We start from the raw sequence: 25,854 nt of genomic DNA on the forward strand, positions 1-25,854 counted from the left end.
TGGTATTGGGAACGAGCGTATTTTATTGTAAACATCAGTAGGCCTATTTTATTTTGGTTCTTTAAACTTATTGATATTCAAAAATTTCTGCTTTACCCACTGGATTGAAATATCGAAAGGCGTTGTGTTGCTGTCGAATGCGGTATTATGACCCAATGCGGGGAATAGGACGTATTCGTAGGCTTTTCCTTTTGCTTTAAAGGTATTTAATTGATCTATGCACAACTTCACAGGGATTTGTATGTCTTGTTCTCCAAAAATCCAAAGTCCGGGAATCGGAAGGATATCCAGATTGACTTTTGGATCAGTGGCAATAAATTGATACTTGTCCGGGTCATTCTTAGTGTGTTCCTGAGCATCTGCTTCTGTGTGATTTTCCCAGAAATTATTATTGCCATTTGTGTAAAACTGGAATCGCAGCTGTTCTAAAGTTGTAATCGTAGGACCACTAAATAAAATCATAAATTGTATCTGTTTGTTTCTGCTAGCAGAAATTGGGATGATCCATCCTGCTTGACTAAACCCGACTAATCCAATTGGTGTTTTTTTGTCTTTTAAATACTTTTGAAGTGTTATTGCGGCCTCATTTGCATCGCGGGACAATAGGTTAAGATTGGTGGTGTCAATATTGTTCGTGCCAACAAACGGACCTACGTACACTCCCCCAGATTCTCCTACTCCACGCTTATCGTATGTTAGTACGGCAATGCCTTCTCTAGCAATACGCTTTGCGAAATCCATTTCTCTCTTCACAGGGTCAGACCCGTGAACAATTACAACTGCTGCAAACGGATTCTTAGGTTTTAGAATTGATCCAGCAAGCGTAATGCCTTGGCTTTTAAATTTTATATCTTGAATTGTAAACTCTGCTGACTGAGAAAATACCGTAAATGGCAAGCTTATTAATAATAGCCAAATGAATGACTTCTGGAGATATTTTCCTTTCATTTTTGAATTGCTTTAAAAGTGTTTCGAACGCCCTCGTTCAGCTTTGATTTCAGTATTCCTATAGCCGTAACTGTCGACTAGTTTCATTTACCTAGCTTACAGGCTAGCTGTAGCTATAGGCTTACCCGTCAGCAATATACCCTGGGTTTAATCTGTATTGCTACCCGCTGCCCTTGCCACATCGCCTACAGCGCCGGGCCAATGGCCAGCGGCCGCAGCAGTTGAGGCGGTAAGCGCGGAGCCAGCCAGCCGGTGAGTTGCACACTGTAGATGGCTAGGGTCAAGGTAATGCATCATTTCTTATCCTATATCAAGGCGACACCGCACGACGCTGGGTACTTTTGGGTTCTTTGAAACCGATAACCTCATGCAGCGCCGCCAGGCTCTTCAACTTCTTGGTTTGCTGCCCGTTGTTTGTGCCATGAACTCACTGCAAGACCTCCATACTACCGCCAGCAGCTTCCAGAAAACCGCCAAGATGCCCGTACTGTTCGTGGGGCACGGCTCGCCTATGAATGCCCTGGCCGATAACCCGTTCACCCAAACTCTGCGCCAGCTGGGCCTCGATATCCGCAACCGCCAGCCGCCCCGGGCCATCCTGGTGGTGTCGGCGCACTGGCTTACGCGGGGCACCTTCGTGGCCGTGAACGAGCGGCCCGAAACCATCCACGACTTCGGGGGCTTTCCGCAGGAGCTCTTCAACATGCAGTACCCCGCGCCCGGCGCCCCAGACGTAGCACAGGAAGTGCTCCAGGCCCTGCCCGATGCACATCCTACCGACGAGTGGGGCCTCGACCACGGCTCCTGGACGGTGCTGCACCACCTTTTCCCGGAAGCGGATATTCCGGTGTTCCAGCTCAGCATCGACTACTACAAGCCCATTACCTACCACGCCGAGCTGGCCCGGCAGATGCAGTTTCTGCGGCAGCGCGGGGTGCTCATTCTGGGCAGTGGCAACATCGTGCACAACCTGCGACAGAGCATGCCCAAGTTCATGCAGGACGATGCCACGCCCTACGCTTGGGCACAAGAGTTCGACGAGTGGGCCAAAGCCCGCATCGACCAGCGCGACCTGCTGGCCCTGGCTCACTACCAGCAGGCCGGCGCCAGCGGCCCCCTCGCCGTACCCACCCCCGACCACTACATTCCCATGCTCTACAGTCTGGCCCTGGCCGAGCCCGACGACGACATCCGCCACGCCTACGAGGAAGTAAGCTACGGCGGTATGAGCATGCGCACCTTTGTGGTAGGATAAAGATGAGCGCTGACTGATATGAGAGATAAAGCGAGAATAAAGCCTATGATCGAGAAGCTGGAGCAGCTCTGGCTAGACCATCCTGATTTTCGGCTGGGGCAACTTCTCATGGTGGTAGCCATGACTGGTGAGCACAACCCAAAGCTCTTTTATCTGGAAGATGACCGGATGCTAGGACTGTTAGAGGAGAGAATGGAGCAGCTGGCTAAGGCACGAAACCCTACGCTCTGACTTTTTACGGGACTGGGATTGAGAGAATAAAACCGGTTTCAAACAAAGTGTTATTGATGCTGTGTTAGCATATTTATGTAAAGCTCGTGCGTGAGCCATGCACGCACCAGATGTGGAAAATGAAAGCTATATCTACTCGGATTAGCTTACTTGCCAGTTTGCTGTCGAATAGATTCTAGTCTAAAGACTAGTAAATAATAGCAAAATATAATATGTCAATACGGCACCACTTCAACCCCTGAGCGCATCCCGCGTATCTTGGCGCTTGGAGCCAGTGCTACGCTTATGACGCAGGAACAACAACGCCTACAAGACACCACTACACACCTTATTCCTTGGAAGAAATTCGGACCCTACCTGACCGAGCGGCAGTGGGGCACCGTGCGTGAAGACTACAGCCCCGATGGCAACGCCTGGGACTACGTATCCCACGATATGGCCCGCAGCAAGGCCTACCGCTGGGGCGAAGAAGGCCTCGGGGGTATCAGCGACGACCAGCAGCTGCTGTGTTTCTCGGTAGCCCTCTGGAATGGGGTGGATAAGCAGCTGAAGGAGCGCCTGTTTGGCCTCACCAACGGCCAGGGCAACCACGGCGAAGACGTGAAAGAGCTGTACTACTACCTCGACAGCACGCCCACGCACTCCTACATGAAAATGCTCTACAAGTATCCGCAGCGGAAATTTCCGTACCGGAAACTGATAGAAGCCAATGCCCGCCGCAGCCGCCAGGAGCCGGAGTTTGAGCTGCTCGACACCGGCGTGTTCGACAAGAGCCGCTACTTCGACGTGTTTGTGGAGTATGCCAAAGCCGGGCCTGAGGACATCCTGATAAAGGTGACGGTGCACAACCGCGGGCCCAAGCGCGCCACCGTGCAGGTGTTGCCCCAGCTCTGGTTCCGCAACACCTGGAGCTGGGAATATGGCGCCAAGCGCCCCCACATGCACCAGTCGCAGCCCGGGGCCGTGCACGCCGAGCATCCCTTGCTGGGCCACTACCACCTCTATTGCGACGACGCGCCCCGGCTACTCTTCTGCGACAACGACACCAACGGAGCCCGCCTGTATGGGCAGCCCGCTGAGGCCGAGGGCCACTACTTCAAGGACGGCATCAATGACTTTGTGGTGGAGGGCGACGAGGAAGCCATCAACCCTGAGCAAACCGGTACCAAAGCCGCGGCTCAATACGTGCTGAGCGTGGGCGCCGGCGAGGCCCGCACCGTGCGCTTGCGCCTCAGCCAGCCCTGGCAGGACGCACCCTTTGCCGACTTCGACCACCTGTTCTGGACGCGCCAGCAGGAAGCCAACGAATTCTACGACTGCCTGCAGGAAAGTCTCCCCGCCGAGGCCGGGGCCGATGCCCGCAACGTGCAGCGGCAGGCTTTTGCGGGCATGCTCTGGAGCAAGCAGTACTACTACTACGACGTGAGCAAGTGGCTCGATGGCGACCAGGCCGGGGAGAATGTGTCGGGGGACTACCGGCGGCGGGGGCGCAACAGCAACTGGCGCCACCTCTACAATGCCGACATTATCTCCATGCCCGACAAGTGGGAGTACCCCTGGTACGCGGCCTGGGACCTGGCTTTCCACTGCGTGCCGCTGGCCATGGTGGACGCCGAGTTTGCGAAAAACCAGCTACGCCTGCTGGTCCAGGACCGCTACATGCACCCCAGTGGGCAGCTTCCGGCGTATGAGTGGAACCTGAACGACGTGAACCCCCCCGTGCATGCCTGGGCTACGTGGCGGGTATACAAGATGGACGCCAAGCTCAACGACGGCCGCGGCGACCGGGCCTTTCTGGAATCGGTCTTCCATAAGCTGGCCCTCAACTTCACGTGGTGGGTAAACCGCAAAGACCGCGACGAGCGCAACATCTTCGAGGGCGGCTTTCTGGGGCTCGACAACATTGGCGTGTTCGACCGCTCGGCCCCGCTGCCCACCGGCGGCAAGATTGAGCAGAGCGACGGTACTAGCTGGATGGCCATGTTTGCCCTGAACATGATGCGCATGGCCCTGGAGCTAGCCAAAACCAACCCGGTGTATCAGGAAATGGCCGGCAAGTTTTTCGAGCACTTCCTCTACATCGCCGATGCCATGACGCGCGGCGGCGACGGGCGCTTCAACCTCTGGGACGAGGAAGATGGCTTCTACTACGACGTGCTGCACACCCCCGACGGGGCCCGCACCCGCCTGAAAGTGCGCTCCATCGTGGGGCTGATTCCGCTGTTTGCGGTGGAAGTCATCGACGAAGAGCTGCTGAATTCCATGCCCGAATTTACGGAGCGGGCCCGCTGGCTGATCGACAACCGGCCCCATCTGGCGCAGCTGGTCAGCCGCTGGCAGGAGCCCGGCAAGGGGGCCCGCCACCTGCTGGGGCTGCTGCGCCGCTCCCGTCTCAAGCGCCTACTGGCCCGCATGCTCGACGAAACCGAGTTTCTGGCCGATTATGGCATCCGGGCGCTTTCCCGCTACCACCAGGAGCACCCCTACATCTTCAGCACCGCCGAGGCCGACTTTACCGTGCAGTACGTGCCCGGCGAGGCCGAAAGCAGCATGTTTGGGGGCAACAGCAACTGGCGTGGCCCTATCTGGTTTCCTATCAACTACCTCATCGTGGAGTCGTTGCAGCGCTACTTCTTCTACTACGACAACAAGTTCAAAGTAGAGTGCCCCACGGGCTCGGGCAACTACCTGAACCTCCAGGAAGTAGCCATGGAGCTGGCCAGTCGGCTAACTAAAATTCTGCTCAAGGACGAGAAAGGCCGCCGCCCCGCCTTCGGCCAAGACGAGCTACTGCAAACCGACCCCAATTTCAAGGACTACCTGCTCTTCCACGAGTACTTCCACGGCGACGACGGGCACGGCCTGGGCGCCAACCATCAAACCGGCTGGACCGGCCTGATTGTGCGCCTGCTCCAGCAGCGGGCTTATTCATAGATGTGGTGGTAGCCGAAAACGCAAAAACGCCCGGCAGCGCAGGCTGTCGGGCGTTTTAGGTAGGTGGGGGTGATAGGGTGACACCGGCGACTCCGGCAGAAAAGTAGGGGTAGCTACATACAAGAAGGTTAGTTCTGCTGATGGACCAAGTAGCGCAGGCTTGCGGCCGACTCCGGGGAGCCGCGAAAAACCAGTTGCCCGTTTCGCAGGCCGCCGGCGTATACCTCCACTTCCGAGGCACACTGGGTTACAAATACCCGCACCACTTCGCGGGAACCGGTCCGTACGTAGGTAGTACCGGGTTTTTCGTTCGTTTCAGGCCAGGCTATTCGGTAAAATCCCGCATTAGCTAGCTGCATGTCAAGCATATAGAGGTGGGTAAATGTTTGGCTGCAAAAGCCAAAGGTCAGGTGGATAGTTCCTGATACGCGTATTATTTGGGTTAAGAATAGATGAAATTAGATGTTGGCGGGAGTTAGGAAGGTAAAATCCTAGCTGCTAAGCCAATAAAAAAATCATGATGTCGGCCAAAAAATGTCTTTCCTATGGCTTGAAATCATCTTTTAGTGAACCGGGGCCTCTGTTCCCTGCGCCCGTCCTGGCTCCGCTAGCACCAAGCCGGCGGGGCCATTCCTTATTTCACGGAAAGTGCGCAATCGAGGGCGGGGGCCTGAGCCGGCACGTGGTTGCGGCCTACCACGGCAAACACCCGCTGCCCGGCCCGGGCCTTATCGGCAATAAGGCGGTACATGTACAGGTTGCGAAACTCGCTGGAGGCCCGGTTGATGTCGTTGGTGAACTTGCCCCCGGTGCTGGCCGATGAGGCCATGGGGTCAAACCAGGCCGCGGGGGCCTCCCACCAGTTGCCGCCAGCGGGCCAGTACTTCTGGTAGGCCGCTGCCAGCTCCGGTACAGTCCGGATTACTTGGTCGGAGCCGGGCAGCATCTGGGCACTTTTGGCCAGCAGGGTTTCCATGGCCTTGGTAATTTGCTCGGGCGAGGCCTTGGTGCGGGTGCGCAGCCGCTGAGCTTCGCGCAACAGGTAGAACAGCTTCAGCTGCTCCAAGTCAAACTTGCTTTTCAGGTACTGATACTCAGCCACGGGGTTTTCGAGCGACTCCACCGGAAGGTTTTGCTGCTTGGCCAGAAAGCGCACGTACCCCGATTCCCCGAGCCGGGCAATGGTAGCCGTTTCGGTAGAATCGGCCCCGCGGTTGGGCCCTTCGAATAGCACAACGGTGGGCTTGGCCTGTGCAAAGGCTTCCTTAATGCGCGCAAACTGGGCGTGCGCGGCATCCTGGGAGTGCTCCGCCCCGAAGTAATACACGCTGCCGCCCGCTGGCAGAGCCCGCGTGTACGTCCAGGCGGGTTTGGCCGGCAGGGGAGTGGCGTAGCTCCGCAGCTGCTGGTCGCAGGGCTGCGGCGTGGTGATTTGGGCCAGCGCCGCCGTAGCGGGCCACAGGGCTGCTAAAAGCAGCACAACCGGTTGTTTCATAGCAAAGTAGAAGAAGAACAGAGCGGCAAGTTGCGAAAAATCACTTCGCCCTGCCATCACATAAGGATGTGAACAGACACCCCGGTGTATCTTGCTGCCCTGCTATGGCTGAATCTGATGCTGCTCCCGTTATCCGCGCGGCGGGCCTTACCAAACGCTACGGTTCCCACACCGTAGTCCAGGATGTTTCCTTTGCTGTATCTGCCGGCGAAACGCTGGTGCTGCTGGGTCCAAGCGGCTGCGGCAAAACCACCCTGCTCAAAATGCTCAACCGGCTGGTGGAGCCCGATGCCGGCACCGTAGAAATAAACGGGCAGGAAGTGCGCGGGCAGCAACCGGAAGTGCTGCGCCGTGGCATGGGCTACGTTATTCAGCAGGTGGGTTTGCTCCCGCACTACTCCGTGGCCGACAACGTAGCCACAGTGCCGCGCCTGCTCGGCCACGCTCCGGCGGCCATAGCGGCGCGCACCAACGAACTGCTCCACCGCCTGCATTTACCGCCCGAACGATTTGCGGCCCGCCTGCCGCACGAGCTGTCGGGGGGGCAGCAGCAACGGGTGGGCTTGGCCCGGGCCTTGGCCGCCCAGCCGCCCATTGTGCTGCTTGATGAACCCTTCGGCGCCCTCGACCCCGTCACCCGCGTGCAGATCCGCCGCGACTTCCGGGAGCTGGAGGAGTTGCGCCGGACCACAGTGGTGCTGGTGACCCACGACGTGGTAGAAGCCTTCGAACTGGCCGACCGGATTCTGCTGCTCGATGCCGGGCGGGTGCAGCAGCTGGGTTCGCCCGGGGAACTGCTTTTCCGACCAGCGAATGAGTTCGTGCGCCGGTTTTTTGCGGCCGAGCGGCTGCAGCTGCAGCTGCGTACCCTCACACTGGCCGATGTGCAGCCTTTTCTGCCCAGTTCGGTACCAAACCCATTCCCCCCGCACACCACGCTGCAGGCTGCCCTGGAGCAGCTGACCGCAAACGCCAATCACCAGCCAAGCAAGGCCGGCCTCGGCATCGGTGCCCTCATGCAGGCCTTCGAACAAACCATCCAAACGCAGCAGGCATGAAAACGCTAACCGAGCTGCTGACTTTCTGGCAATTGCAGGCAGGCAAGCTGGGCGAGCAAACCCTGCAACACATTGGCCTCACGGCGGCGGCGCTCCTGCTGGCAGTGCTAGTGGGCGTGCCGGTGGGTATTGGCCTCACGCGCCGGCCGCGCTGGGCCCCGGCGGTGCTGGGGCTAGCCGGTATCCTGCAAACGGTGCCCAGCATTGCCCTGCTCGGCTTCCTGATTCCGCTGCTCGGCATCGGGCCCCGGCCGGCTATTCTGGCCTTGCTGCTGTATTCCCTGCTGCCCATCATTCGCAATACGGTGACCGGCATTCAGGGTGTAAGCCCGGCCGTGGTTGAAGCGGCCCGGGGCCTAGGCTTTACCGATTGGCAGGTGCTGCGCCGGGTAGAGCTGCCGCTGGCCTTGCCGGTGCTGTTTGCCGGCATCCGCACGGCCACAGTGATTGGGGTGGGGGTGGCCACGCTGGCGGCCTACGTAGCGGCCGGTGGGCTGGGTGAGTTCATCTTCGGCGGCATTGCTCTGAACAACCCGGTTATGATTTTGGCGGGCGCCTTGCCGGCGGCCGCGCTGGCGTTGGCGTTTGATGCCGCGCTGGCCAGTCTGCAAAAACTCACCACTCAGCGTTTGGCGAAGGTGGGCGCGGGGCTGCTGGTATTGCTGCCGCTGCTGGGCGCCCTCTACCTGCTGCCCCGGGCCACAAGCCGGCTGCAGGCAGGCTTCAGCCCCGAGTTTGTGGGGCGGGCCGATGGCCTGCCGGGCCTGCAGCGCGCCTACGGGCTGCGCCACCTGGCGAGCGTGGTGCTGGCCCCGGCGTTGGTCTACGAGGCCGCGCGCCACGCCGACGTAGACGTGATTGATGGCTACTCGACCGATGGCCGCATCCGGGCCTACGGCTTGCAGGTGCTGCGCGACAACAAACGCGTGTTCCCGCCTTACTACGCGGCTCCGGTGGTGCGCCCGGCCCTGCTGCGGGCCCACCCGGAACTGGGCGCCATTTTTGACCGACTTACGGGACAACTCACCGATTCGGCCATGACGGAGCTCAACTACCGCGTAGACTACCTCCATCAGGAACCCCGCACGGTGGCCGAAGCCTTTCTGCGGCAGCGCGGCCTCTGGCGGGCCCCAAGGCCTGCCGTACCGGGCGCGGCCGTGGTGCGACTGGGCTCTAAGATTTTTGCGGAGCAATATATTCTGGTAGAAATGTACGCGGCTCTCATTCGGGGAGGCACCAATCTAGCCGTGGAAACCAAGACCGGCCTGGGCGGTACAACCATCTGTTTCGAAGCCCTACGCAGTGGCGCCATCGATATGTACCCCGAGTACACCGGCACGGGCCTGCAGGTGCTGCTGCAACCCGCCCCGGCAACTATCGACTCGCTGGGGGGCAAGCCCGCGGCAGTATTTGCCTACGTGCAGCGGGAGTTTCGGCGGCGCTACGGGCTGGAGTGGCTGCCGCCTCTGGGTTTCAACAATACCTACGCCTTGCTGATGCGCCGCCGCCAAGCGCAGGAGCTGGAAATTGAGTCGTTGTCGGATTTAGGAAGCTACCTGAGTCACTAATTGAGGCGCTGCTATGCCAGTCTGCTTCCTGGTTCCTTACCGCCAGCGGTGTCAGGAAAGCGGCTGCGGGGGTGGGGTGGAGCCGGCCGGTCGGGTGCGGTCCTGGGGCAAGGGTACAAACGCGGCGTTGTCGTTAGGCGGCAGGGCAATGCGGCCGGCTTGCCAGTCGGCTTTGGCTTGCTCAATACGCTCACGCCGGGAAGAAACGAAGTTCCACCAGATAAACCGTTCCCCCAGGGACTCACCACCCAGCAGCATGAGCGTGCAGGCCAAACCGGGCACCCGGCTGCAGCACCACGTGCAGATAAAACAGCGGAGAATGGGTGCGTACTTGGTTATGCAGACCGAAGGCGTCGCCGGCAATCAGCCGCATCCAAACCCCGCTATCCGTGAAGATGGGCAGCTCCTGGGGCTGGTAGTTGGTAAACGACGGGGCACTTTCCTCATCGGCCTCGGGCAAAGCTACCCAGGTCTGAATCATTTCGAGGGCGCCGCCGGCCAGGGTCGCCGGGTCTTCAAACCGCTCGGAGTGGGCAATGCCGCTGCCCGCCGTCATCCAGTTTACCTCACCCGGCCGGATGACCTGCTCCACGCCCAGACTGTCGCGGTGCGTTACCTGCCCCCCGAAAAGGTAGCTCACGGTGCTCAGGCCAATGTGCGGGTGGGGCAGCACATCCAGGTTGGGCAATTGCTCCGGCGCGAGGTGTACCGGGCCGGCATGGTCCATGAAAATGAACGGGCCTAGCATCCGGCGCAGCCGGTAGGGGAGGATGCGCCGAACTTCAAAGCCGGCACTGAGGGCCGCGGGGCGCGCATCAATCACTAAGTCCAGCATCACACATGGGCGTAAGGAAACGGAGAATCAGGCGTTAGTCGCTACGCCAGTTGCCTTGCCAAGGGCGCAAGCAAAGCTGAAATAACGGTTTTTCGCGTAGAAACGCAGGCGCCACCCGCCAAAAAAACGCCCGGGCCGGACTACCTAGTCCGGCCCGGGCGGTGGTAGGCGTACGCAGCAGCAAACAGCTAGCTGGCTTTCAACTTTTGCTCGATTAAGGCAATTACCTGGGCGTTGCCGCCCTCTTTGGCACTGGCCAGCACATCTTTGCCGTCTTTGTCTTTGGCTCGGGGGTTGGCACCATTGGCCAATAGGAAGGCAACGACCTCTAAGCTGCCATTGGCTGCGGCGGCCATCAGAGCCGTGGCCTGAAAGGAGTCGGGCTTGTCTACCTGGGCTTTGTGCTTTACCAGGGCTTTTACGACTTCTAAATGGCCACTGCCGGCCGCCATGATCAGGAAGGTGGTCGGGAAGCCGGGCATCATCTCCACGGGTGCATTGGCATCGGCCCCGGCGGTCAGCAAGGCGTCGGCGTCGGCGGGCTTGTTCTTAATAACGGCCGTGAACAATTCCTTGGAGTGCGACTGAGCCTGCGCGAAGGTGATAAAGCCAAAAAATAAGGCGAAAAGAAGAAAGACTTTTCTCATGCCGGGAAAATGAAGTATAGAAGTGAAACAAGCTTCAAAAATACACAGAAGCCTGTTTTGGGCTGCATTCCAGGCTGTAAAAATATGACCTGCTGCCTCAGGGTTTTAGTACTGTTTCAGGATACGCTGCTGGGAAGACTTTCCATTGGAAAATAGAACAGAAACCAGATACAGGCCCGGCGACAAGCCGGCAAGACTCAGCGCCTGCGCTGCTTGAAGGGCAGCGGCCCCGTAGGTTCTTGCCTGGTGCCCCTGGGTATCGAAGAGCACCACCTGCTGCACCGATTGTCCGGTGCGGTTATCCAGCCGAATAACGCTGGTGGCCGGATTGGGATAAAACGAAAGCTGACCGCGCTGAGGTCGGGCCGTAGCCGTTACTACACTCGCATCGGTCCAGTACACCCGCTCATCCATATCCTGCACCATCAGAATTTTACCATCGGAAGCCTCCACGAAGGACTGGGGCAGTCGGTAATTGTATTGGGTTAGGCCCAGGCCCGCCGCTACCTTCGTCCAGGTCTGGCCCCGGTCCTTGGAAACCAACGTGGCACCCGTATTTAGGCTGCCTTTGCAGGAGCTGTACCAGTCGCCGTTGCGGGCAAAGTGCATATTGGTGAGCAAGGCGCTTTCCCACCAGTGGGAGCTACCAATGGCCCGGTGCACCGTCCAGGACACGGTCGCATCCGTTAGGTCCGACAGGCGTTTGCTCAGGTTGAGGCTAACGGCAAAGTTGCCGCCGGAGCCCTCAAAGCTCACCAGCAATGAGTCCTGGGGGCTCACGGCCAGGGCGGTAATCTGGTAAGGGGTCAGGGTGCCCTCGAAGCCCTTGACACGCAAGGGCACAAACTGCCACTGCTGGCCGTGGCTGGTGGAGACGTACAAGCCCGGCTGCCGGGCAGAGGTTTCGTCCGTAATGCTCAGGTACCAGCGGTCCGCGCCATCGGCCGCTAGGCGGTTCACGTACCGGCCCGTCCCCAGGCCCACGTTGCGCGCTTCCCAGGTCTGCCCATTGTTCGTGGAGTGAAAAACTCCGCTACCCAGGTAGCCTTGGTCAAAGTCCAGCATGCCCGTGCCCGCCAGTAGCTCGCCCGGGGCCGGCTCTAGCAGGGTGCTAATGGGGTAAGGCGTAGCCAGAGCTACTGAATCCCAGGAAGTGCCGGCATCGAAGCTACGGTAGACTTTGCCCAGGCCGCCGGCCAGTACCACTCCGGCGCGGGTCGTATGCAGGCAGTAAACGGGGCGGGCAGTGCGCAGCGCCAGGGCCCAGCTGCGGCCCTGGTTGGTGGTGCGCAATACACCTGCTGCAACGGCTGTGAACAGGGTGGAATCGTTGGTTGCTATTAAACCCGTTTTGGGGCCGAGGGGAAAGTCGCGGGTGGTAAGCCAGAAGCGCTGAGCCTGGACGGAGCCGCCAAGCAGCAGTGCCAGTACCACGAGCGTGCATCGATAAGCGGCAAGAAGGGGGTTCATAGCAAGGCAGGAATGCAGAAGGAAGCACAAACCTAGCCATCAGCTAATCAGTAGAAAACACATGTACATGTGAACCCGCGCCGTGCAACCATCCGGCCCCCGCCTAACTCGGGGTGGCTTCCGGGCGGCCCATGCGCTGGGCCATCATGCTGGCCAGAATGATTTGCAGCGCGTGGTAGAGCATTAGGGGCAACAGCAGCAGGCCCGTGCCCGCCGCCGCTGGAAACAGCAGGCTGGCCATGACGCTGCCGTGCACCAACGACTTTTTGGAACCGCAGAATAAGGCCGTAATCCGGTCTTCGCGCGAGAAGCCCAGCAGCTGGCTCAGGCCCCACACGGCCCCAAAAATGAGCAGGTACAGCGCCACCATGCCCAAGCCGAGCAGCCCAATGTCGCGGGCCGCATAGCTGCGGAAAATACCTTCCGCAAACGACTCGCAAAAGGCCGTGAAAACGATGAGCAGAATCACCACCTGATCAGAGAGGCGCAGGGCGCCTTTGTGCTTTTCGGCAAAAGCCCCCCAGCGGCGGTTAAGCAGCACCCCGGCTACGACCGGCAGGATTACCTGCCAGGTGAGGCTGAGCGCCAAGCCCCAGAGGTGGCCGCCATCGGCGGAGGTGTGCAAAACAAAGCTGGTCCAAAGCGGGGTGAGTACGATGCCCAGCAAGCTGCTGATGCTGGCGTTGAAAATGGCGGCTGGCAGGTTACCCCGCGCTATGCTCACCATCACCACCGAAGTAGAAACCGTGCTGGGCAGGGTACACAGGAAAAAGATGCTTTGCCAGAGCTGTGCGCCTTTCTCTCCCCCGAAAAGTGGCTGCACGGCCAGCGCCAACAGCGGAAACACCAGAAAGGTAATGGCCTGCACCACCACGTGCAGCCGCCAGTTGCGCAGGCCTGCTTTCAGCTTGTCGAGGCTAAGCCGCAGGCCATAGAAAAAAAAGATCAACGCCACGCCGCCCTTGGTGATGATAAACCAGGGAATGGGGCTGGCTTTGCTGCCGGCTTCGGGAAGAAGATAGGCCAGCCCTACGGCCCCCAGCAGCCCCAGCAGAAACCAGTCGAGCAGGCCAGCGCGGCGCAAAAGGGCCACCAGGTAGTTTTCGGCGGAAGCGGGCGGGGTGGCAATGGGAGCAGCGGGTTCGGGCATGGCAGAAAGCAACAGAAAAGCGCCGGGCAGGGCCGCCCGGCGCTTTCAAAAGTACGATGCGCGGCCGGGTAGCGGTTGCTGCCGGCCCCAGTAGCCGGGCTTTAGGCCGCCACCAGCTGCTGCTCCTTGCGGCGCTGCTTGCGCAGGCGGTTCAGCCACAGAATAGTACCCGTAATCGGGAACGTGAAGCCCAGCACGCACACCACCAGGCTGATGATCTTGGAAGGCCACCCGAAAATAGCGCCCGTGTGCACCGGCTTAAACATACCCCGCACCCGCTGTCCCAGATTACGCTGCTCGTAGGTCTGCTGGCGGAGCACCTGGCCACTGTACTGGTCGAGGTACACTTCATCGGTGGCGTTTTCGTAGGTGGCGTCCGGCCGCAGGGTGGCCACCCGAATGCTGCTGGTGGCGTCTTTGGGCAGCTGCAGAGCGTAGTACACTACATTGGGGGCCAGCTGCCGGGCGCGGACCATAGCCGCCTCAACTGATAGCGCGACGGGCGCCCCTGGGGTGGCGGGGGTAGCGGGCGTTGCTACTGAAACCGGTGGCTCGGGGCGCTGCATGGGCGAGTTCGTGACGGCGTAGATACCTTTGTTGAACCACTCAAACGACCACGCCAGCCCCGTAAAGGCAAACACGAACAAAAACAGGGCTGCGTAAAAGCCCAGCACGATGTGTAAATTGTGGTTGAGGCGCTTCCAGCCGCTGCCCCACTTCACGCGCAGCCGCTGCTTAAGGGCCTTGCGCGTAGCCGGCCACCACAGCACCAGCCCCGTCCCGATAATGAACAGGAACATCACGGTGCTGATGCCCACGATGAGCTTGCCGATTTCGCCGCCGACCATGCCGCGGTGCAGGGCCATCATGGTAAAGAAAATGGTTTCGCGGTAATTCAACTCCCCAGTCACGGCGGCTGTGTAGGGGTTCACGAACACCACGGGGCCGCGGCCCCCTTCGCCGCCGCCTTTTTCCCCGCCTTTGCCGCTCCGTTCCTTCTTACCGCCCTGGCCTTCTTGCGATTGACTGGCTGGACCGGCACTTTCCCCGTGCGCGCCCTCTGCCGGGCGGGCGCCCTCCCTTTTTCGGTCACCATTTGGCCCGCTAGGTGCACCAGCTAGGCTAAACTCCACCGTTCGGACGGGGTCGGTGTATACTTTCACCCCCGTGATTTTGGCGTCGGGCTTGTAGGCGCGCACGGCGTCCATCAGCCGGGCCAGGGGCAAAGGCGTAGCGGCTGGTGCTGGGGCCGCCACGTAGTAGCGCTCCGGGTGCCAGGCCTGCTCCAGTTCTTTCTCAAAAACCAGTACGGCGCCCGTGAAACACACCACGGCAATAACCAGCCCCGAAACCAGGCTGAGGTAGAGGTGAATATTACGAAAGAAGATGTTCATCGAAACCGAGAAAGGAGGTAGGCGAAGGGCGGCAGAAAACCCGGAAGTCAGTCGGTTGCAGCCGATATCCTTCCGGGCTTTCACCTCACTCACCTGGCGTTGATAACGAATTACAGTTTGTAGTGCAGCGTGGCCGAGAAGTTGCGGGGCGCTATGGGATTCACGCTGTTGTCGTCGTGCAGGTTGTAGCTCAGCTCGTTGAGGAGGTTGGCCATTTTCAGGCGCAGCGCAAACCGCTCGTAGGTGTAGCCCAGCGAAGCATCGAAGAGCGTGTAGTTGGGAATGGCAATGAACTTGTTGGCGTCCGACCCGTTGGGCCAGGGCTGGCCGTTGGGCTGTACCTCGCGGGGGTTGCGGCCCGCCAGCTTATCACCCACGTAGTAGGCCGTTATGCCGGCAGTAAGTCCTTTCAGGGCGCTGCTGTGCAGCGTATAAAACAGGCTGAGGTTGGCCGTATGGGCGGGGTTATAGCGTAGGCGGCTGCCGTTTGTGTAGATATTGCTGTTGGTATAAGCCGTGTTGTTGTAGCTGTAGCCGGCTACCACAGACCAGCCCAGGTAAGGCTTGCTCTGCACATCTACCTCTACTCCCTTGCTCGTTACTTCCCCAGCCAGTTCCTGCGGGTTGATTTTGTTGACAGCCGTTTCGATGCGCGGGTCATTCAGGAGCACACTCTGCACTTGGTTGCTGTTGACGATGCGGTAAGCCGTTACGTTAGCTGAGAGGGCACCCTGGAACAGGTCATTTTTGAGGCCTACCTCATACTGATCAATAAGAGACGGAGGCAACGGCTGGCCGTTGAGGTCCGTGGCCGTGTTGCTCTGCGGCGTGAAGGAGTTCGAGTAGGAAGCAAAAACCGACGTTGCCTTCAAGGGCTGGTAGACAAGCCCCAGGCGGGGCGAGAAGGCGTTGTCATAGCGCCGGTTCTGCTTGAGTAGGCCGGCGTTTTTAGCCTCGATGTTGGCTACGGTTGAATAGTAGTAAATGTCGCTGGGCGTTTCCTGGTAGCTCCAGCGCAGGCCAGCCAGCACCTTCAGCTTTGCCGAAATACTGATCAGGTCCTGCGCGTAGAAGCCAGCCCGACGGGTATTGCCCTGCGTCAGTTGGCTGCGCACCAAATCATAAAAGCCGGTGAGGCGTTCAGCTGGTTGCGCAATTTCTTTGTTGGGGTCCAGGATGTTGATGATGTCGTACGCCGAAATAGCCCTTTTGGCATTCAACGGCGAGGTAGGATTGCCGTAGGCTAGCGTTTCGGTCTGGTACTGATCGGCATCGGCGCCGACGAGCAGGGTGTGGCCCAGGAAGCCAGTGCGGAAATTGCCCGTCAGATCCAGTTGCGCCAGGAAATAGTTTTCGTTTGTTTGCGTGCGTTGCAGGCCGCGGGTAATGTTGCCGTAAGTGTCTCCGGGCGTACCATTACCTACCGGCCGGGACGCTGAGCGTAGCTCGTTATCGTAGCGCTGAAACCCGGCCACGGCCCGCACCTGCCACACCTCCGTGAGCTGGCTGCTGAGCGTGGCGGTGGCGCTGGTTTGGTTGGTGGCATTGTTGGCGCCGGCCACGTTCAAAAAGCGCGTGCGTGACTCCTGAATCTCGTAGTTGATGGCCCCGATGCCGTAATCCGGCGTACGGCTGTCGTTGAGGTAGTCACCTTCCAGCACCAGCGTGGTTTTGGGCGTGAGTTTGAACAGCAGGGAAGGGTTGAAGTACACCCGCTCCGACTGCACCTCGTTGCGGTAGCTGTTGCCGCGCTCATAGGTGGTATTCAGGCGGTACGCTACTTTGTTGCTCTGGCCCACGGCTCCGTACACATCCACCATTGGCTTCCAGAACCCAAACGAGCCCACGCGCAACCCCAGGGAGCCGCCGCGCTCAAACTTCGGCTTTTTCGTGACCAGGTTCAGCACGCCGCCGGCCGCCACGTTGCCATACAGGATGGCCGCGCTGCCTTTCAGCACTTCCAGGCTTTCCAGGGAGCTGGCCTCGGGCATGATGCCATTGTTAAAGCGCACCCCGTTCTTAAAGGTGTTGTTGGAGCCGTAGGCAAACCCCCGGCTGCCCAGCTCTTCCTGGGTGCCGCCGGTTGTGCTGGTCACGTAAATGCCGCTTACGTTCACGATAGCGTCGCTCAGACGCAGTACCTGCTGCTGCTCCAGCGTCTGCTGGCTCACCGTTACCACCGCCTGGGGCAGATCCATCGGCCGGATGGGCATCTTGCCCACGGTAGTAGGCTGCTCGTTCAGGGTGCGGCTGCTGGTGACCAGCACGCCGGCCAGCTGCTGGTCGGTTACTGCCAGCGCTATGGCCGGCACCAGCACGGTTTCGCCGGCAGTTACCTGCACCGCCTGCTCCTGGGTGCCATAGCCAATGTTGCTGACTACCAGTTGATAAGAGCCAGCGGGGGCGGTAAAGCGGAAGCTGCCCTGGGCATCGGTCGTGGCGCCGTAGGTGGTGCCTTTCAATGCTACCGTTACGCCTTCCAGCGCCTGGCCGGCGGCCGAGCGTACCTGGCCGGTTACCCGGCCGCGCTGGGCGGTGTCGTCTCCTTCGTGCTTAAAGCGTGGGCGGGCTGGTACAAGCTCAGCAGTTCGGTTGGCAGCCACGGCAGCCGGGCACAAGGCAAATGGGAAAGAGGCAAGCAGGAGCAAGCGGAAAGGTCGGATCATAGCTCAGCGCGTTTCAGGAAGGTTGATGATGAATAATGCGCTGCAAAGCTGTGGTCTATTTAGAAAGATTCAAAATAATATTTAGAACAATTTTAAATAAGCGTCTTTATCCTGAAGCATCTGCCGACGCTTATGGCTGACAATTAACTGACTTGTAACAGCTTGGGTCCGCAGGGTAAGTAACCCGCTGGTGTTTTGCCCAGATAGGTTGCATGCTCAGTTCAAGCTGACTTCATGTCGGCGGCAGGCATAAAAAAACCGAAGCCGCGCGGGGAGGCGGCTTCGGTTATGGGGAAGAAGGGCTAACGGAACAGAACGTTTACGCCAGCATTTGCTGCACCGGGTTCAGGGCAAAGGCCTCGGCCAGCAGCTGGTAGGAGCGGAGCCGGTCGTCGTAGTCGTGCATGATGGACACGGCCACTACTTCGTCTACGCCGTAGCTGTCAGCCAGGGCAATTAGCTCCGCTTTCACTTTGTCCGGCGTGCCGCTCACAATGCGGGTGTGGTGATAGGCTAAACGGGTCTGAAGGTCGGGCGAAAGGGCACCCACATTCACCTGGGAGAGAGGCTCCATGGGCGTAAACTGGCCGGTCTCCAGCTTCAGCATTTGCAGAGCCAGGTTGTCGGCCAGGGCGCGGGCGTGGCTTTCGGTATCGGCGCAGGCCACGAAGATGGCCACGTTGGCCTGGGGCGCTGCCAGCTCCGGCGAAGGCCGGAACCGTTCCTTGTATAGCTGCACCATCTTGGGGCCGCCATTGGGGTTGATGAAGTGCGCAAAGGAAAACGCCGCGCCCACGTGGGCCGCAAACAAGCCGCTTTGCCCACTGGAGCTCAGCAGCCACATTTCGGGCACGGTGTCGGCGAAGGGCGCCGCTTTCACCTTGGCGTGAATGGTATCGGCTACTACGTCGTCGCGCAGGAAGGCCCGCAGATCCATGAGCTGCTCGGCGAAGTCCTCGTCGCGGAACTGGTTGTGAGGGTTGAGGGCGTGCGCCGTGATGCGGTCAGTGCCGGGTGCGCGCCCAATGCCCAGATCAATGCGACCAGGGTAAAGGGTTTCGAGCAGACGGAAGTTCTCCGCCACCTTCAGGGCGGCGTAGTGGGGCAGCATCACTCCACCCGAGCCCAGGCGAATGCGCCGGGTTTCGGCGCCCAGGCGGGCCAGTAGTACCTCCGGGGCCGAGCCCGCCAGGGTGTTGGTGTTGTGGTGCTCCGATACCCAGAAACGGGTGTAGCCCAGGTTGTCGGCCAGCCGGGCCAGCTCGATGGTATGGAGAAGGGCTTCGCGCGGAGTACGCCCCAGCGGCACCGGCGACTGGTCGAGCACGCTCAGGCGTAGGGGGGCAGGGGAAGTCGAAAAGTCAGGATTCATAGCGGCTATAACCACGGCAGCGGCCAGGAAGTTTACTGGGGCAGCTAACGTTGGCAAGCTACTCGGCCTGTTCCAGGGCCGCTACGTCGGTGGCATTAAGCAGGGCCAGGTGGCGGGTGATTTTCTCGGCCGGCCAATGCCACCAGGCTAGCTGCTGGAGGCGGGCAATGGTTGGCTCATCAAACCGAAACCGCACCACCTCGGCGGGGTTGCCGGCCACTATGGCGTAGGGCGGCACGTGGCGCGTAACCACGGCCATGGTTGCTACAATGGCGCCGTTGCCGATATGCACTCCGGGCATAATCGTCGCCTCGTGTCCGATCCAGACGTCGTGGCCCACTACGGTGTCGCCCTTGGAGGGGTACTTCTCCTGGATGGTTTGCCCGGCCATGAGCTGCTCCCAGCCACCCCCAAAAATGGCAAACGGGTAGGTGGAAACCGGGGCCGTTTCGTGGTTGCCGCCGTTCATAATGAACTTCACCCCCGAGGCCAGGGCGCAGAACTTGCCGATAATGAGCCGGTCGCCGATGAAGTCGAAGTGGTAGAGCACGTTGCGCTCGAAGTTGGCCGGGTCCTCGAAGTCGTCATAATACGTGTACTCGCCTACCTCGATGTTGGGGCGGGTGATGAGGTTTTTCAGAAACACCAAACGCCGGTGGTGGGGCAGCGGATGCAGCGTGTTGGGGTCGGGGCCGTGCATAGGGAAGTAGTTGAGAGAAGGAGAAACGCTTTAACGCACTTTACATCAAAGGACGTCATGCTTGATCTGGCGTCCGCGAAGTCGAAGCCTCTCTCCCGCTTCGTTGCCAGGCTATCGGATTAGCCAGCGGTAGAGATGCTTCGTCAAGCTCAGCCTGACGGGCACTTCCACAACAACAGTACGCGAGATGCCTCGCTACTCGCTATAGAACGTTCTTTATCGGCCACTTTCCTTGCGAAAAGCCGCCTCAAACTTACCTTCGCCGCCGCATGATATCAACGCTTACCATTGCCCTCTTGTGCGGAGCCGCTTTTCTGGCCGGGCTGGTCGATGCCATTGTGGGTGGGGGCGGTCTTATTCAGCTGCCGGCTATGCTGCTTTTGCTGAAAGGCACCCCCGTCCCGACTATTCTCGGCACGGGCAAAGTCTCTTCGTTGATGGGTACGGCCGCGGCGCTACGGCGCTACGCGGGGCAGGTGCCTTTACAGTGGCGGGCCGTGGGCACGGCCGCCGCGGTGGCGGGGCTATTTTCGTTTCTGGGGGCGCGGGTGGTGAGCATGCTGCCCCAGGAACTGCTGCCCCCGCTGGTGCTGGGCCTGCTGGTCGTTATTGCCCTCTACACCTTCTGGCGCAAGGATTTCGGCTCCCTGCACGCCCCGCGCCTGACGCCCAGCCGGGAAATGCTCTACGGCGTGCTTATTGGCAGCCTTATCGGTTTCTACGACGGGTTCTTTGGGCCAGGCACGGGCTCTTTCCTGCTGTTTGCCTTCGTGGGGCTGTTTGGCTACGACTTCATCACCTCTTCAGCTTCGGCTAAGCTGGTGAACGTGGCCACCAACCTGGCGGCCCTAGGCTACTTTGCCTACACCGGCCAGATTCTCTGGTCTGTAGCTCTGCCCATGGCCGTCAGCAATATCCTGGGCTCTACCCTGGGGGCGCACCTGGCCTTGCGCCACGGCACCGGCTTCGTGCGCGGGCTGTTTCTGGTGGTGGTCAGCGCCTTCATCATCAAGCTGAGTATGCAGGTGTTTGGCGGGTAGTAGCTGGCGCCAACCAAACGTCAGAAACAACATTTGCTGCTTGGCGCCGGAGGCACAACTAAACAAAAATAAGGCGCGAGCTACAAGCTCGCGCCAGTTGAGGCCAAGGCTAACCCTATGTATCTACTCCCCACCCGGCAAACCGGGGGCGGGGTTGCCCTGGATGCCTTGGGAGTTGGGTACGCCCATTTTCTCCTCCCGCTTGCGCTGGTACCGGTCGAACTGCTGGGGCGACAGCACGTCTTTGAGGGACGCCAGGCGCGACTGGCCCACGTCGTCGATAACGGAGGCCATTTTGCGCACGTCCTGTCGGTACTGCAGGCGGGCAGTTTCCACGGCTCGCACGCTGTTCAGGTTGATTTGGCGCACCTTCTCCACCTGCTGCGGATTCAGGCCCAGGGCCTTTTGCATGTTGTCGGTGAGGGCGTTGGCGCGGGCCTCTACTTTCTCGGCCGGGGGCGTGGGCACTGGGCGCGGGGCAGGAGCCGGGGCCACCGTGGTTTTGGCTTTGGTGGTGCCGGCGGCAGTTTTAGTTTTGGCTTTGACGGTAGTGCTTTGGGCCATGCTCAGGGCGGGCAACGCCAGAAAAGCCAGGGCAAAAAGACAGGATTTATTCATAGCAGGGGAAAGGCAGAGGAAAAGAATCGGCCGCGGCTGGGCCTGTAAATATGATGCCAATTACGGAAAGTGCCGGCGCTATAACGCCGCTAGCGGCCGGAAACGTGCCTATGGGGCTACAAATCGGCGGCGCGTGTCCGCTGTCCAGAAAATTAAAAGAACGTCATGCAGAGCGTAGCGAAGCATCTCGCTAGCGTTGTAGTCAGACTACCACGCCTACGTCCGCAAGCGAAATGCTTCGCTCCGCTCTGCATGACCGGACTGCCTTAGCAGCCTCAATCCCGCATCCTTCATTCCTCGTTAAGTAAAGAGCGTGTAACCTTTCCCGGGCCATTGCATACAACCTCCTATGAAGCGAGAAAACCGAAATAACTGGCTCACCGCCCTGGGCGTGGGCGCTCTGGTAACGGCCGCCACTCTCTGGAGCAACCGTCGCGGCTCGTATGATTTGCAGGGCCGCGTGGTGCTCATCACGGGCGGCTCCCGCGGGCTCGGCCTTATTCTGGCCCGGCAGGCCGTGGCCGAGGGCGCCAACGTAGCCATCTGCGCCCGCGATGCCGACGAGCTGGAGCGCGCCCGCCGGGAGCTAACGACCGGCGGTGCCCAAGTCATGACGCTGGTGCGCGACCTCACCAGCCCCGAGGAAGTACGCACCCTGGTAGCCGAAGTACAAAACCAGCTGGGTCCCATCGATGTGCTGATCAACAACGCCGGCATTATTACGGCCGGGCCGCTGGAGCACATGGACGAGCGGGACTACGAAGAGTCGATGCAGGTACATTTCTGGGCACCATTCCATACCATGCAGGCCGTGCTGCCCACTATGCGCCGCCGTGGCGAGGGGCGGATTGTGAACATAGCCTCGGTGGGCGGCAAGGTGGCGGTGCCGCATCTGGCGCCCTACTGCGCCAGCAAGTTTGCACTGGTAGGCCTGTCGGAAAGCTTCCGCGCCGAGCTGCTGCAGTATGGCGTGAAAGTCACAACCGTGTGCCCCGGTTTGCTGCGCACGGGCAGCCAGGGGCATGCCATAGTTAAGGGCCAGCACGAGCGGGAACACGCTTGGTTTAGCCTCGCCGATGCTATGCCCGCCCTTTCCATGGATGCCGACCGCGCCGGCCGTGAAATCTGGAACGCCTGCCGCCGCGGCGACGCCGAAGTGATTCTCAGCCTGCCGGCCAAGCTGCTTTCTGCCTTCCACGGCCTGCTGCCCGGCACAACTGCCGATGTGCTCAGCTGGGTAAACCGCACCCTGCCCGGCCCCACCGATCAGCTTGGTGACGAGCGGCGCCGCGGGGCCGAGGCAGAAACCTCCCTTACGCGCTCCTGGCTCACAACGCTCACCCAACAAGCCGCCCGCCGCAACAACGAAACCGGCTCCAGGCCAGCGCTGTAGAAAAGCCCGTCATGCAGAGCGGAGCGAAGCATGACGGGCCTTCTGTGTTCTGCCAAATACCTGTTAGCGTCTCCTCGTTGAACGACCGAAACGCGCCGTACACACACCATCAGCAACGACGAGACGCGAAGTGCCGCGTCTCTACATCATGCTGGAAACTATCAGGTTGCCAGAAGCTGACAGCTTGGGCAATGGTAAGTGGCCCGTCCGCCCACGTAATGCTTGCCGATTTCAACTTTCGGGTGGCGGGGGCAAAAGCGGTGCGCCTCCGTGCCCGGGGTGGCCGAGTCGTCCCACTCACGGGCGTGAATAAGGAAGGAGGCCGGAAAGTGGCGGTATACCGCCTCATGCTCGATGGCCGTGCGCAGCACTAGTTGGATGGCCGCGTGCAGGGCCTGAAACTCCTCAGCGGTAAGTGTATTGGCCAGCCGCTCCGGGTGGATTTGCGCCTGAAACAATACCTCGTCCACAATCCAGTTGCCCAGGCCGGCGGTAAGGCGCTGGTCAAGCAGGGCAGGTTTGATCAGGGTTTTCTTCTTGCCTAAGCCTTGCTGCATCTCTTCGGCGGTAATAGCCAACGCATCCGGCCCTATCTTCTTGGCGCGCTGAAACTCGGCTATACTGCCGGCCAGGCGGATGCGCCCAAATTTACGCGGGTCGATGAAGGCCACGCGCAGACCATCGGCCAGGTGAAAGGCTACGCGGGTGAAGCGGGGCCGGTCATGGTCGTGGCGGTAGGCGCCAACGTCGCCGGTCATGCCAAAGTGCAGGGCCAGCACCTGACCAGTGGAGAGTTCCAGAAAGCAGTTTTTGCCTAGCCGGTGGGTAGCCGTGACGGTAGCACCTACCACGGCCTGGCGCAACTCGTCTTCCGGTACGGCCAGCACGTGGGCGTCCAGCACCTCCAGGGTCACTAACTGCTGCTGCACCAGTAATTCGTCGAGTAAGCGACGGTAAGTTTCTACTTCGGGTAATTCGGGCACGGACTAGAAAGATATCAGTGGGAAAGTTGACGGAGGGGCCAAGGCAAGGAATAACCTTCCAGCCTAACTCAGCTATAACCAACACCCGACTACCCGAAGAAGTTGCCCGGCCTGGTGGTTTTAACGGGCCTGTTGCCTACCTGCCATCCTGTATCAAATGGTAAGCCCGCCTTCCACTACTACCACGCCACTGCCTCCAATCTGGACGGCTTCAATAGCGTGGCGCGGGCCGCTGATCTGTACGTTTACTTGCCCGGGCCGGCCCAGCCAGTGGCCCTGCTCGGCCACAAACCGCGGCTGCTCCAAATATCCGTAGTGCCAGAGGTAAGCGGCCATGCCCCCGGTAGCCGAGCCCGTAACCGGGTCTTCCAGAATATCAGGCGGGGTGCCGAAATGGCGGGCAAACGTTTGGCCCGTAGGGGTGGCGCCGCCCAGGCAAAACACGTGCGGACTGAAAAAGTCAGACCCGGCGCGGTACCGGTTGTAGGTGGCCGGTTCCGGCGGCGCTGCCCGCCGTAGCGCTTCGTGGCTGCGCACGAACAGCATCAGCTGCGGGGTGCCGGTGCTCACAGTTTGGATAGGTGCGCCGGGCACCAGGTCTGCTGGCGTAAGGCCAAAGAGCGGGGCTACCACGGCCGGGTCATGCAATTGCCCAAATACCGGCGGCCGCTGCGTCATGAGTACCTGCGCCTGCGGATTGTCGGCCGAGGGGGCCACTACGTCAATCTGAATAGGGCCCTCAAGCAATGCCAGGGAAAGGATGGTGCCAGTAGCGGGCAGGGGCAACCGCCCCGTATGCAACAGCGCCGTGATGGAGGCAATGGTGGGGTGACCCGCCAGGGGAAGTTCCTCGGCCGGCGTGAAGAAGCGCACCCCGAACCCGGCCTCCGCCGACCCAGATACAAACGCCGTTTCCGACTGATTGAATTCCCGGGCCAGGGCCTGCATCTGCGCGTCTGTCAGCCCAGCGGCATCCAGCACCACGGCACAGGGGTTGCCCCCCAGCGCGGTCGGGGTGAAGGCATCAATCAAGAGGAAAGGAAGAGTGGGCATAGTGTCAAAGCGAACGGGAACCGAAAACTACGCTCGTTTACGGAAAGTCGACCGACCCCACACGCAAAACGCCCGCTACAGGAAGGCAGCGGGCGTCTGAGGACTAAGAAGGTCAATACTTACGAGGGGTCGGAAACCAGACCTACTTGCTGACCGCGGGCGTTGTATACCCCCCCCTGGGCACTCACGTAAAGGCGCCGCTCCTGGCCATCTACCAGCACGTAGGGAAAATGCTGGCTGTCGGAGCGGGTGAGGCGGCCCACTACCTGCGCGGTGTGGTCGTCGCCGAGGCGTACCACGTTCAGGCGGCTGGTGAGGTAGTAGGGCTCATCGGGGTTGCTACGGAAGGTGATGCGGCCCACCACGCTCACCGGCGTAGCGGCGGCTACCGTGCGCACGGGCATGGCTTGTGACTGGGTATTCAGGGCAACGGGTTTGGCCGAAGGAGCCGTGGCGCGGGCGCTGCTGGCAATTTGTCCATCGGCCCGCTGCCAGCCTGCCCCAATAGAGCTGAGCCGGTTGCGGCGGCCGGGGTGAGTAGCCGAGCCGGCATCGTCGCCGGCTACGGCCATAGCGGCCTGAGCTTCGGCCAGGCTGGCGCCCATCTTGCGCAGCACAAAGCCCGAAAACTCATCAGCCTCCAGCTCATCGGCAGGTTGGGAGCCCCCGGGGCGCAAGGTGTGACCGTTGAGGTGGTGGCCCATTTCGTGGGCCAGAATGCTGATGCCCGCCCAGTCGGTGTGGCCAGCGCGGTTCACGGCTGCTAAAAACTGCGGGTTGTAGAGCAGGTAGCGGTGGCCGTTGTACACCACGGCAGCGGCGTTTTCCACCTGGGAAGTGGCCCGCAGCTCAAAGCGCGGCTTCAGGCCCACCACGTCGGTAATTTCCTGGATAACGTCGCGGTTGGCGGGCGCAGCGGTTTGGGCCGAAGCGGCCGAAGAAATCAGAAGCCCGCCTGCCAGACACAAGCCAGCAATGCGGCGAAAAATGCGGAGGTGAGTCATGAAAATATCCGGTAGTTGGATGAAGGCAATGTCAAGAATC

Annotated in this window: 21 protein-coding genes and 1 pseudogene; 7 read left to right on the forward strand and 15 right to left on the reverse strand. The window is 60.3% G+C overall.

Annotated features, from left to right (window positions below; genetic code table 11):
- Positions 1–48: 48 nt before the first annotated feature.
- Complete coding sequence (locus tag FY528_RS01585; RefSeq protein ID WP_149069229.1) at positions 49–948, reverse strand: alpha/beta hydrolase family protein; 900 nt, start codon at positions 946–948, stop codon at positions 49–51.
- Positions 949–1,369: 421 nt separating this feature from the next.
- Between FY528_RS01585 and ygiD the strand changes: the two genes are divergently transcribed.
- From ygiD to FY528_RS01600, 3 genes are all read left to right on the forward strand, one after another.
- A complete protein-coding gene (gene ygiD / locus FY528_RS01590) occupies positions 1,370–2,203 on the forward strand; it encodes a 4,5-DOPA-extradiol-dioxygenase (RefSeq protein WP_149069230.1) in 834 nt (277 codons plus the stop codon).
- Positions 2,204–2,248: 45 nt separating this feature from the next.
- Positions 2,249–2,434 (forward strand): hypothetical protein, encoded by a 186-nt coding sequence (locus FY528_RS01595; RefSeq protein ID WP_222931773.1) that lies wholly within the window; start codon positions 2,249–2,251, stop codon positions 2,432–2,434.
- A 285-nt stretch (positions 2,435–2,719) separates the two neighbouring features.
- Positions 2,720–5,368 (forward strand): MGH1-like glycoside hydrolase domain-containing protein, encoded by a 2,649-nt coding sequence (locus FY528_RS01600; protein WP_149069232.1) that lies wholly within the window; start codon positions 2,720–2,722, stop codon positions 5,366–5,368.
- A gap of 128 nt (positions 5,369–5,496) precedes the next feature.
- Here the strand turns inward: FY528_RS01600 and FY528_RS01605 are convergent, their stop codons facing one another.
- Both FY528_RS01605 and FY528_RS01610 read right to left on the reverse strand, forming a co-directional pair.
- Positions 5,497–5,736 carry a hypothetical protein gene (locus FY528_RS01605; RefSeq protein WP_149069233.1) on the reverse strand — a complete coding sequence of 80 codons (240 nt, stop codon included), beginning with the start codon at positions 5,734–5,736 and terminating at the stop codon, positions 5,497–5,499.
- A gap of 266 nt (positions 5,737–6,002) precedes the next feature.
- Positions 6,003–6,863 carry a hypothetical protein gene (locus tag FY528_RS01610; protein ID WP_149069234.1) on the reverse strand — a complete coding sequence of 287 codons (861 nt, stop codon included), beginning with the start codon at positions 6,861–6,863 and terminating at the stop codon, positions 6,003–6,005.
- Between the two features lie 104 nt (positions 6,864–6,967).
- On the opposite strand from FY528_RS01610, the gene FY528_RS01615 reads away from it, so the two are divergent.
- Both FY528_RS01615 and FY528_RS01620 read left to right on the forward strand, forming a co-directional pair.
- The gene (locus FY528_RS01615) at positions 6,968–7,921 is read left to right on the forward strand and encodes an ABC transporter ATP-binding protein (RefSeq protein ID WP_149069235.1); all 954 of its coding nucleotides are present in this window, start codon (positions 6,968–6,970) and stop codon (positions 7,919–7,921) included.
- The gene (locus tag FY528_RS01620) at positions 7,918–9,489 is read left to right on the forward strand and encodes an ABC transporter permease/substrate-binding protein (RefSeq protein WP_149069236.1); all 1,572 of its coding nucleotides are present in this window, start codon (positions 7,918–7,920) and stop codon (positions 9,487–9,489) included. Before FY528_RS01615 ends, FY528_RS01620 begins: the two co-directional genes overlap by 4 nt.
- Before the next feature lie 51 nt (positions 9,490–9,540).
- Here FY528_RS01620 and FY528_RS01625 read toward each other — a convergent pair.
- The 8 genes and pseudogenes from FY528_RS01625 to FY528_RS01660 all read right to left on the reverse strand — a co-directional run bounded on the left by FY528_RS01625 (position 9,541) and on the right by FY528_RS01660 (position 19,723).
- Positions 9,541–10,324 (reverse strand): annotated as a pseudogene (locus FY528_RS01625) (pirin family protein).
- Between the two features lie 188 nt (positions 10,325–10,512).
- Entirely contained in the window at positions 10,513–10,971 is a 459-nt protein-coding gene (locus tag FY528_RS01630) for an ankyrin repeat domain-containing protein (RefSeq protein WP_149069237.1), read from the reverse strand.
- Positions 10,972–11,076: 105 nt separating this feature from the next.
- Entirely contained in the window at positions 11,077–12,441 is a 1,365-nt protein-coding gene (locus FY528_RS01635; protein WP_149069238.1) for a T9SS type A sorting domain-containing protein, read from the reverse strand.
- Between the two features lie 103 nt (positions 12,442–12,544).
- Positions 12,545–13,591 carry a bile acid:sodium symporter family protein gene (locus FY528_RS01640; protein WP_149069239.1) on the reverse strand — a complete coding sequence of 349 codons (1,047 nt, stop codon included), beginning with the start codon at positions 13,589–13,591 and terminating at the stop codon, positions 12,545–12,547.
- Positions 13,592–13,692: 101 nt separating this feature from the next.
- On the reverse strand, positions 13,693–14,985 hold the full coding sequence (locus FY528_RS01645) for a PepSY-associated TM helix domain-containing protein (RefSeq protein ID WP_149069240.1): 1,293 nt from the start codon (positions 14,983–14,985) through the stop codon (positions 13,693–13,695).
- Positions 14,986–15,095: 110 nt separating this feature from the next.
- Entirely contained in the window at positions 15,096–17,651 is a 2,556-nt protein-coding gene (locus tag FY528_RS01650) for a TonB-dependent receptor (protein WP_149069241.1), read from the reverse strand.
- Between the two features lie 319 nt (positions 17,652–17,970).
- Positions 17,971–19,023 (reverse strand): LLM class flavin-dependent oxidoreductase, encoded by a 1,053-nt coding sequence (locus tag FY528_RS01655; protein WP_149069242.1) that lies wholly within the window; start codon positions 19,021–19,023, stop codon positions 17,971–17,973.
- Positions 19,024–19,081: 58 nt separating this feature from the next.
- Positions 19,082–19,723, reverse strand: coding sequence for a CatB-related O-acetyltransferase (locus tag FY528_RS01660; protein ID WP_149069243.1), 642 nt, complete (start codon positions 19,721–19,723; stop codon positions 19,082–19,084).
- 269 nt (positions 19,724–19,992) lie between these two features.
- Here FY528_RS01660 and FY528_RS01665 point away from each other — a divergent pair, with 269 nt between their 5' ends.
- The gene (locus FY528_RS01665) at positions 19,993–20,763 is read left to right on the forward strand and encodes a sulfite exporter TauE/SafE family protein (RefSeq protein ID WP_149069244.1); all 771 of its coding nucleotides are present in this window, start codon (positions 19,993–19,995) and stop codon (positions 20,761–20,763) included.
- Between the two features lie 123 nt (positions 20,764–20,886).
- Here FY528_RS01665 and FY528_RS01670 read toward each other — a convergent pair whose 3' ends face one another.
- On the reverse strand, positions 20,887–21,381 hold the full coding sequence (locus FY528_RS01670; protein WP_149069245.1) for a DUF4890 domain-containing protein: 495 nt from the start codon (positions 21,379–21,381) through the stop codon (positions 20,887–20,889).
- A 349-nt stretch (positions 21,382–21,730) separates the two neighbouring features.
- Here FY528_RS01670 and FY528_RS01675 point away from each other — a divergent pair, with 349 nt between their 5' ends.
- A complete protein-coding gene (locus FY528_RS01675; RefSeq protein ID WP_149069246.1) occupies positions 21,731–22,774 on the forward strand; it encodes an SDR family NAD(P)-dependent oxidoreductase in 1,044 nt (347 codons plus the stop codon).
- 161 nt (positions 22,775–22,935) lie between these two features.
- On the opposite strand, the gene mutM is transcribed toward FY528_RS01675, so the two are convergent.
- From mutM to FY528_RS01690, 3 genes are all read right to left on the reverse strand, one after another.
- A complete protein-coding gene (mutM, locus tag FY528_RS01680) occupies positions 22,936–23,757 on the reverse strand; it encodes a DNA-formamidopyrimidine glycosylase (RefSeq protein ID WP_149069247.1) in 822 nt (273 codons plus the stop codon).
- A 153-nt stretch (positions 23,758–23,910) separates the two neighbouring features.
- The gene (locus FY528_RS01685; RefSeq protein ID WP_149069248.1) at positions 23,911–24,810 is read right to left on the reverse strand and encodes a PhzF family phenazine biosynthesis protein; all 900 of its coding nucleotides are present in this window, start codon (positions 24,808–24,810) and stop codon (positions 23,911–23,913) included.
- Positions 24,811–24,929: 119 nt separating this feature from the next.
- Entirely contained in the window at positions 24,930–25,814 is an 885-nt protein-coding gene (locus FY528_RS01690) for a M48 family metalloprotease (protein WP_149069249.1), read from the reverse strand.
- Positions 25,815–25,854 lie beyond the last annotated feature (40 nt).

This window comes from Hymenobacter lutimineralis (assembly GCF_008271285.1).
Classification (GTDB): Bacteria; Bacteroidota; Bacteroidia; order Cytophagales; family Hymenobacteraceae; genus Hymenobacter; species Hymenobacter lutimineralis.

Coding starts and splice junctions, on each gene's coding strand:
- FY528_RS01585 (WP_149069229.1), bottom strand. CDS start 948: ATGAAAGGAAAATATCTCCAGAAGTCATTCATTTGGCTATTATTAATA.
- ygiD (WP_149069230.1), top strand. CDS start 1,370: ATGAACTCACTGCAAGACCTCCATACTACCGCCAGCAGCTTCCAGAAA.
- FY528_RS01595 (WP_222931773.1), top strand. CDS start 2,249: ATGATCGAGAAGCTGGAGCAGCTCTGGCTAGACCATCCTGATTTTCGG.
- FY528_RS01600 (WP_149069232.1), top strand. CDS start 2,720: ATGACGCAGGAACAACAACGCCTACAAGACACCACTACACACCTTATT.
- FY528_RS01605 (WP_149069233.1), bottom strand. CDS start 5,736: ATGCTTGACATGCAGCTAGCTAATGCGGGATTTTACCGAATAGCCTGG.
- FY528_RS01610 (WP_149069234.1), bottom strand. CDS start 6,863: ATGAAACAACCGGTTGTGCTGCTTTTAGCAGCCCTGTGGCCCGCTACG.
- FY528_RS01615 (WP_149069235.1), top strand. CDS start 6,968: ATGGCTGAATCTGATGCTGCTCCCGTTATCCGCGCGGCGGGCCTTACC.
- FY528_RS01620 (WP_149069236.1), top strand. CDS start 7,918: ATGAAAACGCTAACCGAGCTGCTGACTTTCTGGCAATTGCAGGCAGGC.
- FY528_RS01630 (WP_149069237.1), bottom strand. CDS start 10,971: ATGAGAAAAGTCTTTCTTCTTTTCGCCTTATTTTTTGGCTTTATCACC.
- FY528_RS01635 (WP_149069238.1), bottom strand. CDS start 12,441: ATGAACCCCCTTCTTGCCGCTTATCGATGCACGCTCGTGGTACTGGCA.
- FY528_RS01640 (WP_149069239.1), bottom strand. CDS start 13,591: ATGCCCGAACCCGCTGCTCCCATTGCCACCCCGCCCGCTTCCGCCGAA.
- FY528_RS01645 (WP_149069240.1), bottom strand. CDS start 14,985: ATGAACATCTTCTTTCGTAATATTCACCTCTACCTCAGCCTGGTTTCG.
- FY528_RS01650 (WP_149069241.1), bottom strand. CDS start 17,651: ATGATCCGACCTTTCCGCTTGCTCCTGCTTGCCTCTTTCCCATTTGCC.
- FY528_RS01655 (WP_149069242.1), bottom strand. CDS start 19,023: ATGAATCCTGACTTTTCGACTTCCCCTGCCCCCCTACGCCTGAGCGTG.
- FY528_RS01660 (WP_149069243.1), bottom strand. CDS start 19,723: ATGCACGGCCCCGACCCCAACACGCTGCATCCGCTGCCCCACCACCGG.
- FY528_RS01665 (WP_149069244.1), top strand. CDS start 19,993: ATGATATCAACGCTTACCATTGCCCTCTTGTGCGGAGCCGCTTTTCTG.
- FY528_RS01670 (WP_149069245.1), bottom strand. CDS start 21,381: ATGAATAAATCCTGTCTTTTTGCCCTGGCTTTTCTGGCGTTGCCCGCC.
- FY528_RS01675 (WP_149069246.1), top strand. CDS start 21,731: ATGAAGCGAGAAAACCGAAATAACTGGCTCACCGCCCTGGGCGTGGGC.
- FY528_RS01685 (WP_149069248.1), bottom strand. CDS start 24,810: ATGCCCACTCTTCCTTTCCTCTTGATTGATGCCTTCACCCCGACCGCG.
- FY528_RS01690 (WP_149069249.1), bottom strand. CDS start 25,814: ATGACTCACCTCCGCATTTTTCGCCGCATTGCTGGCTTGTGTCTGGCA.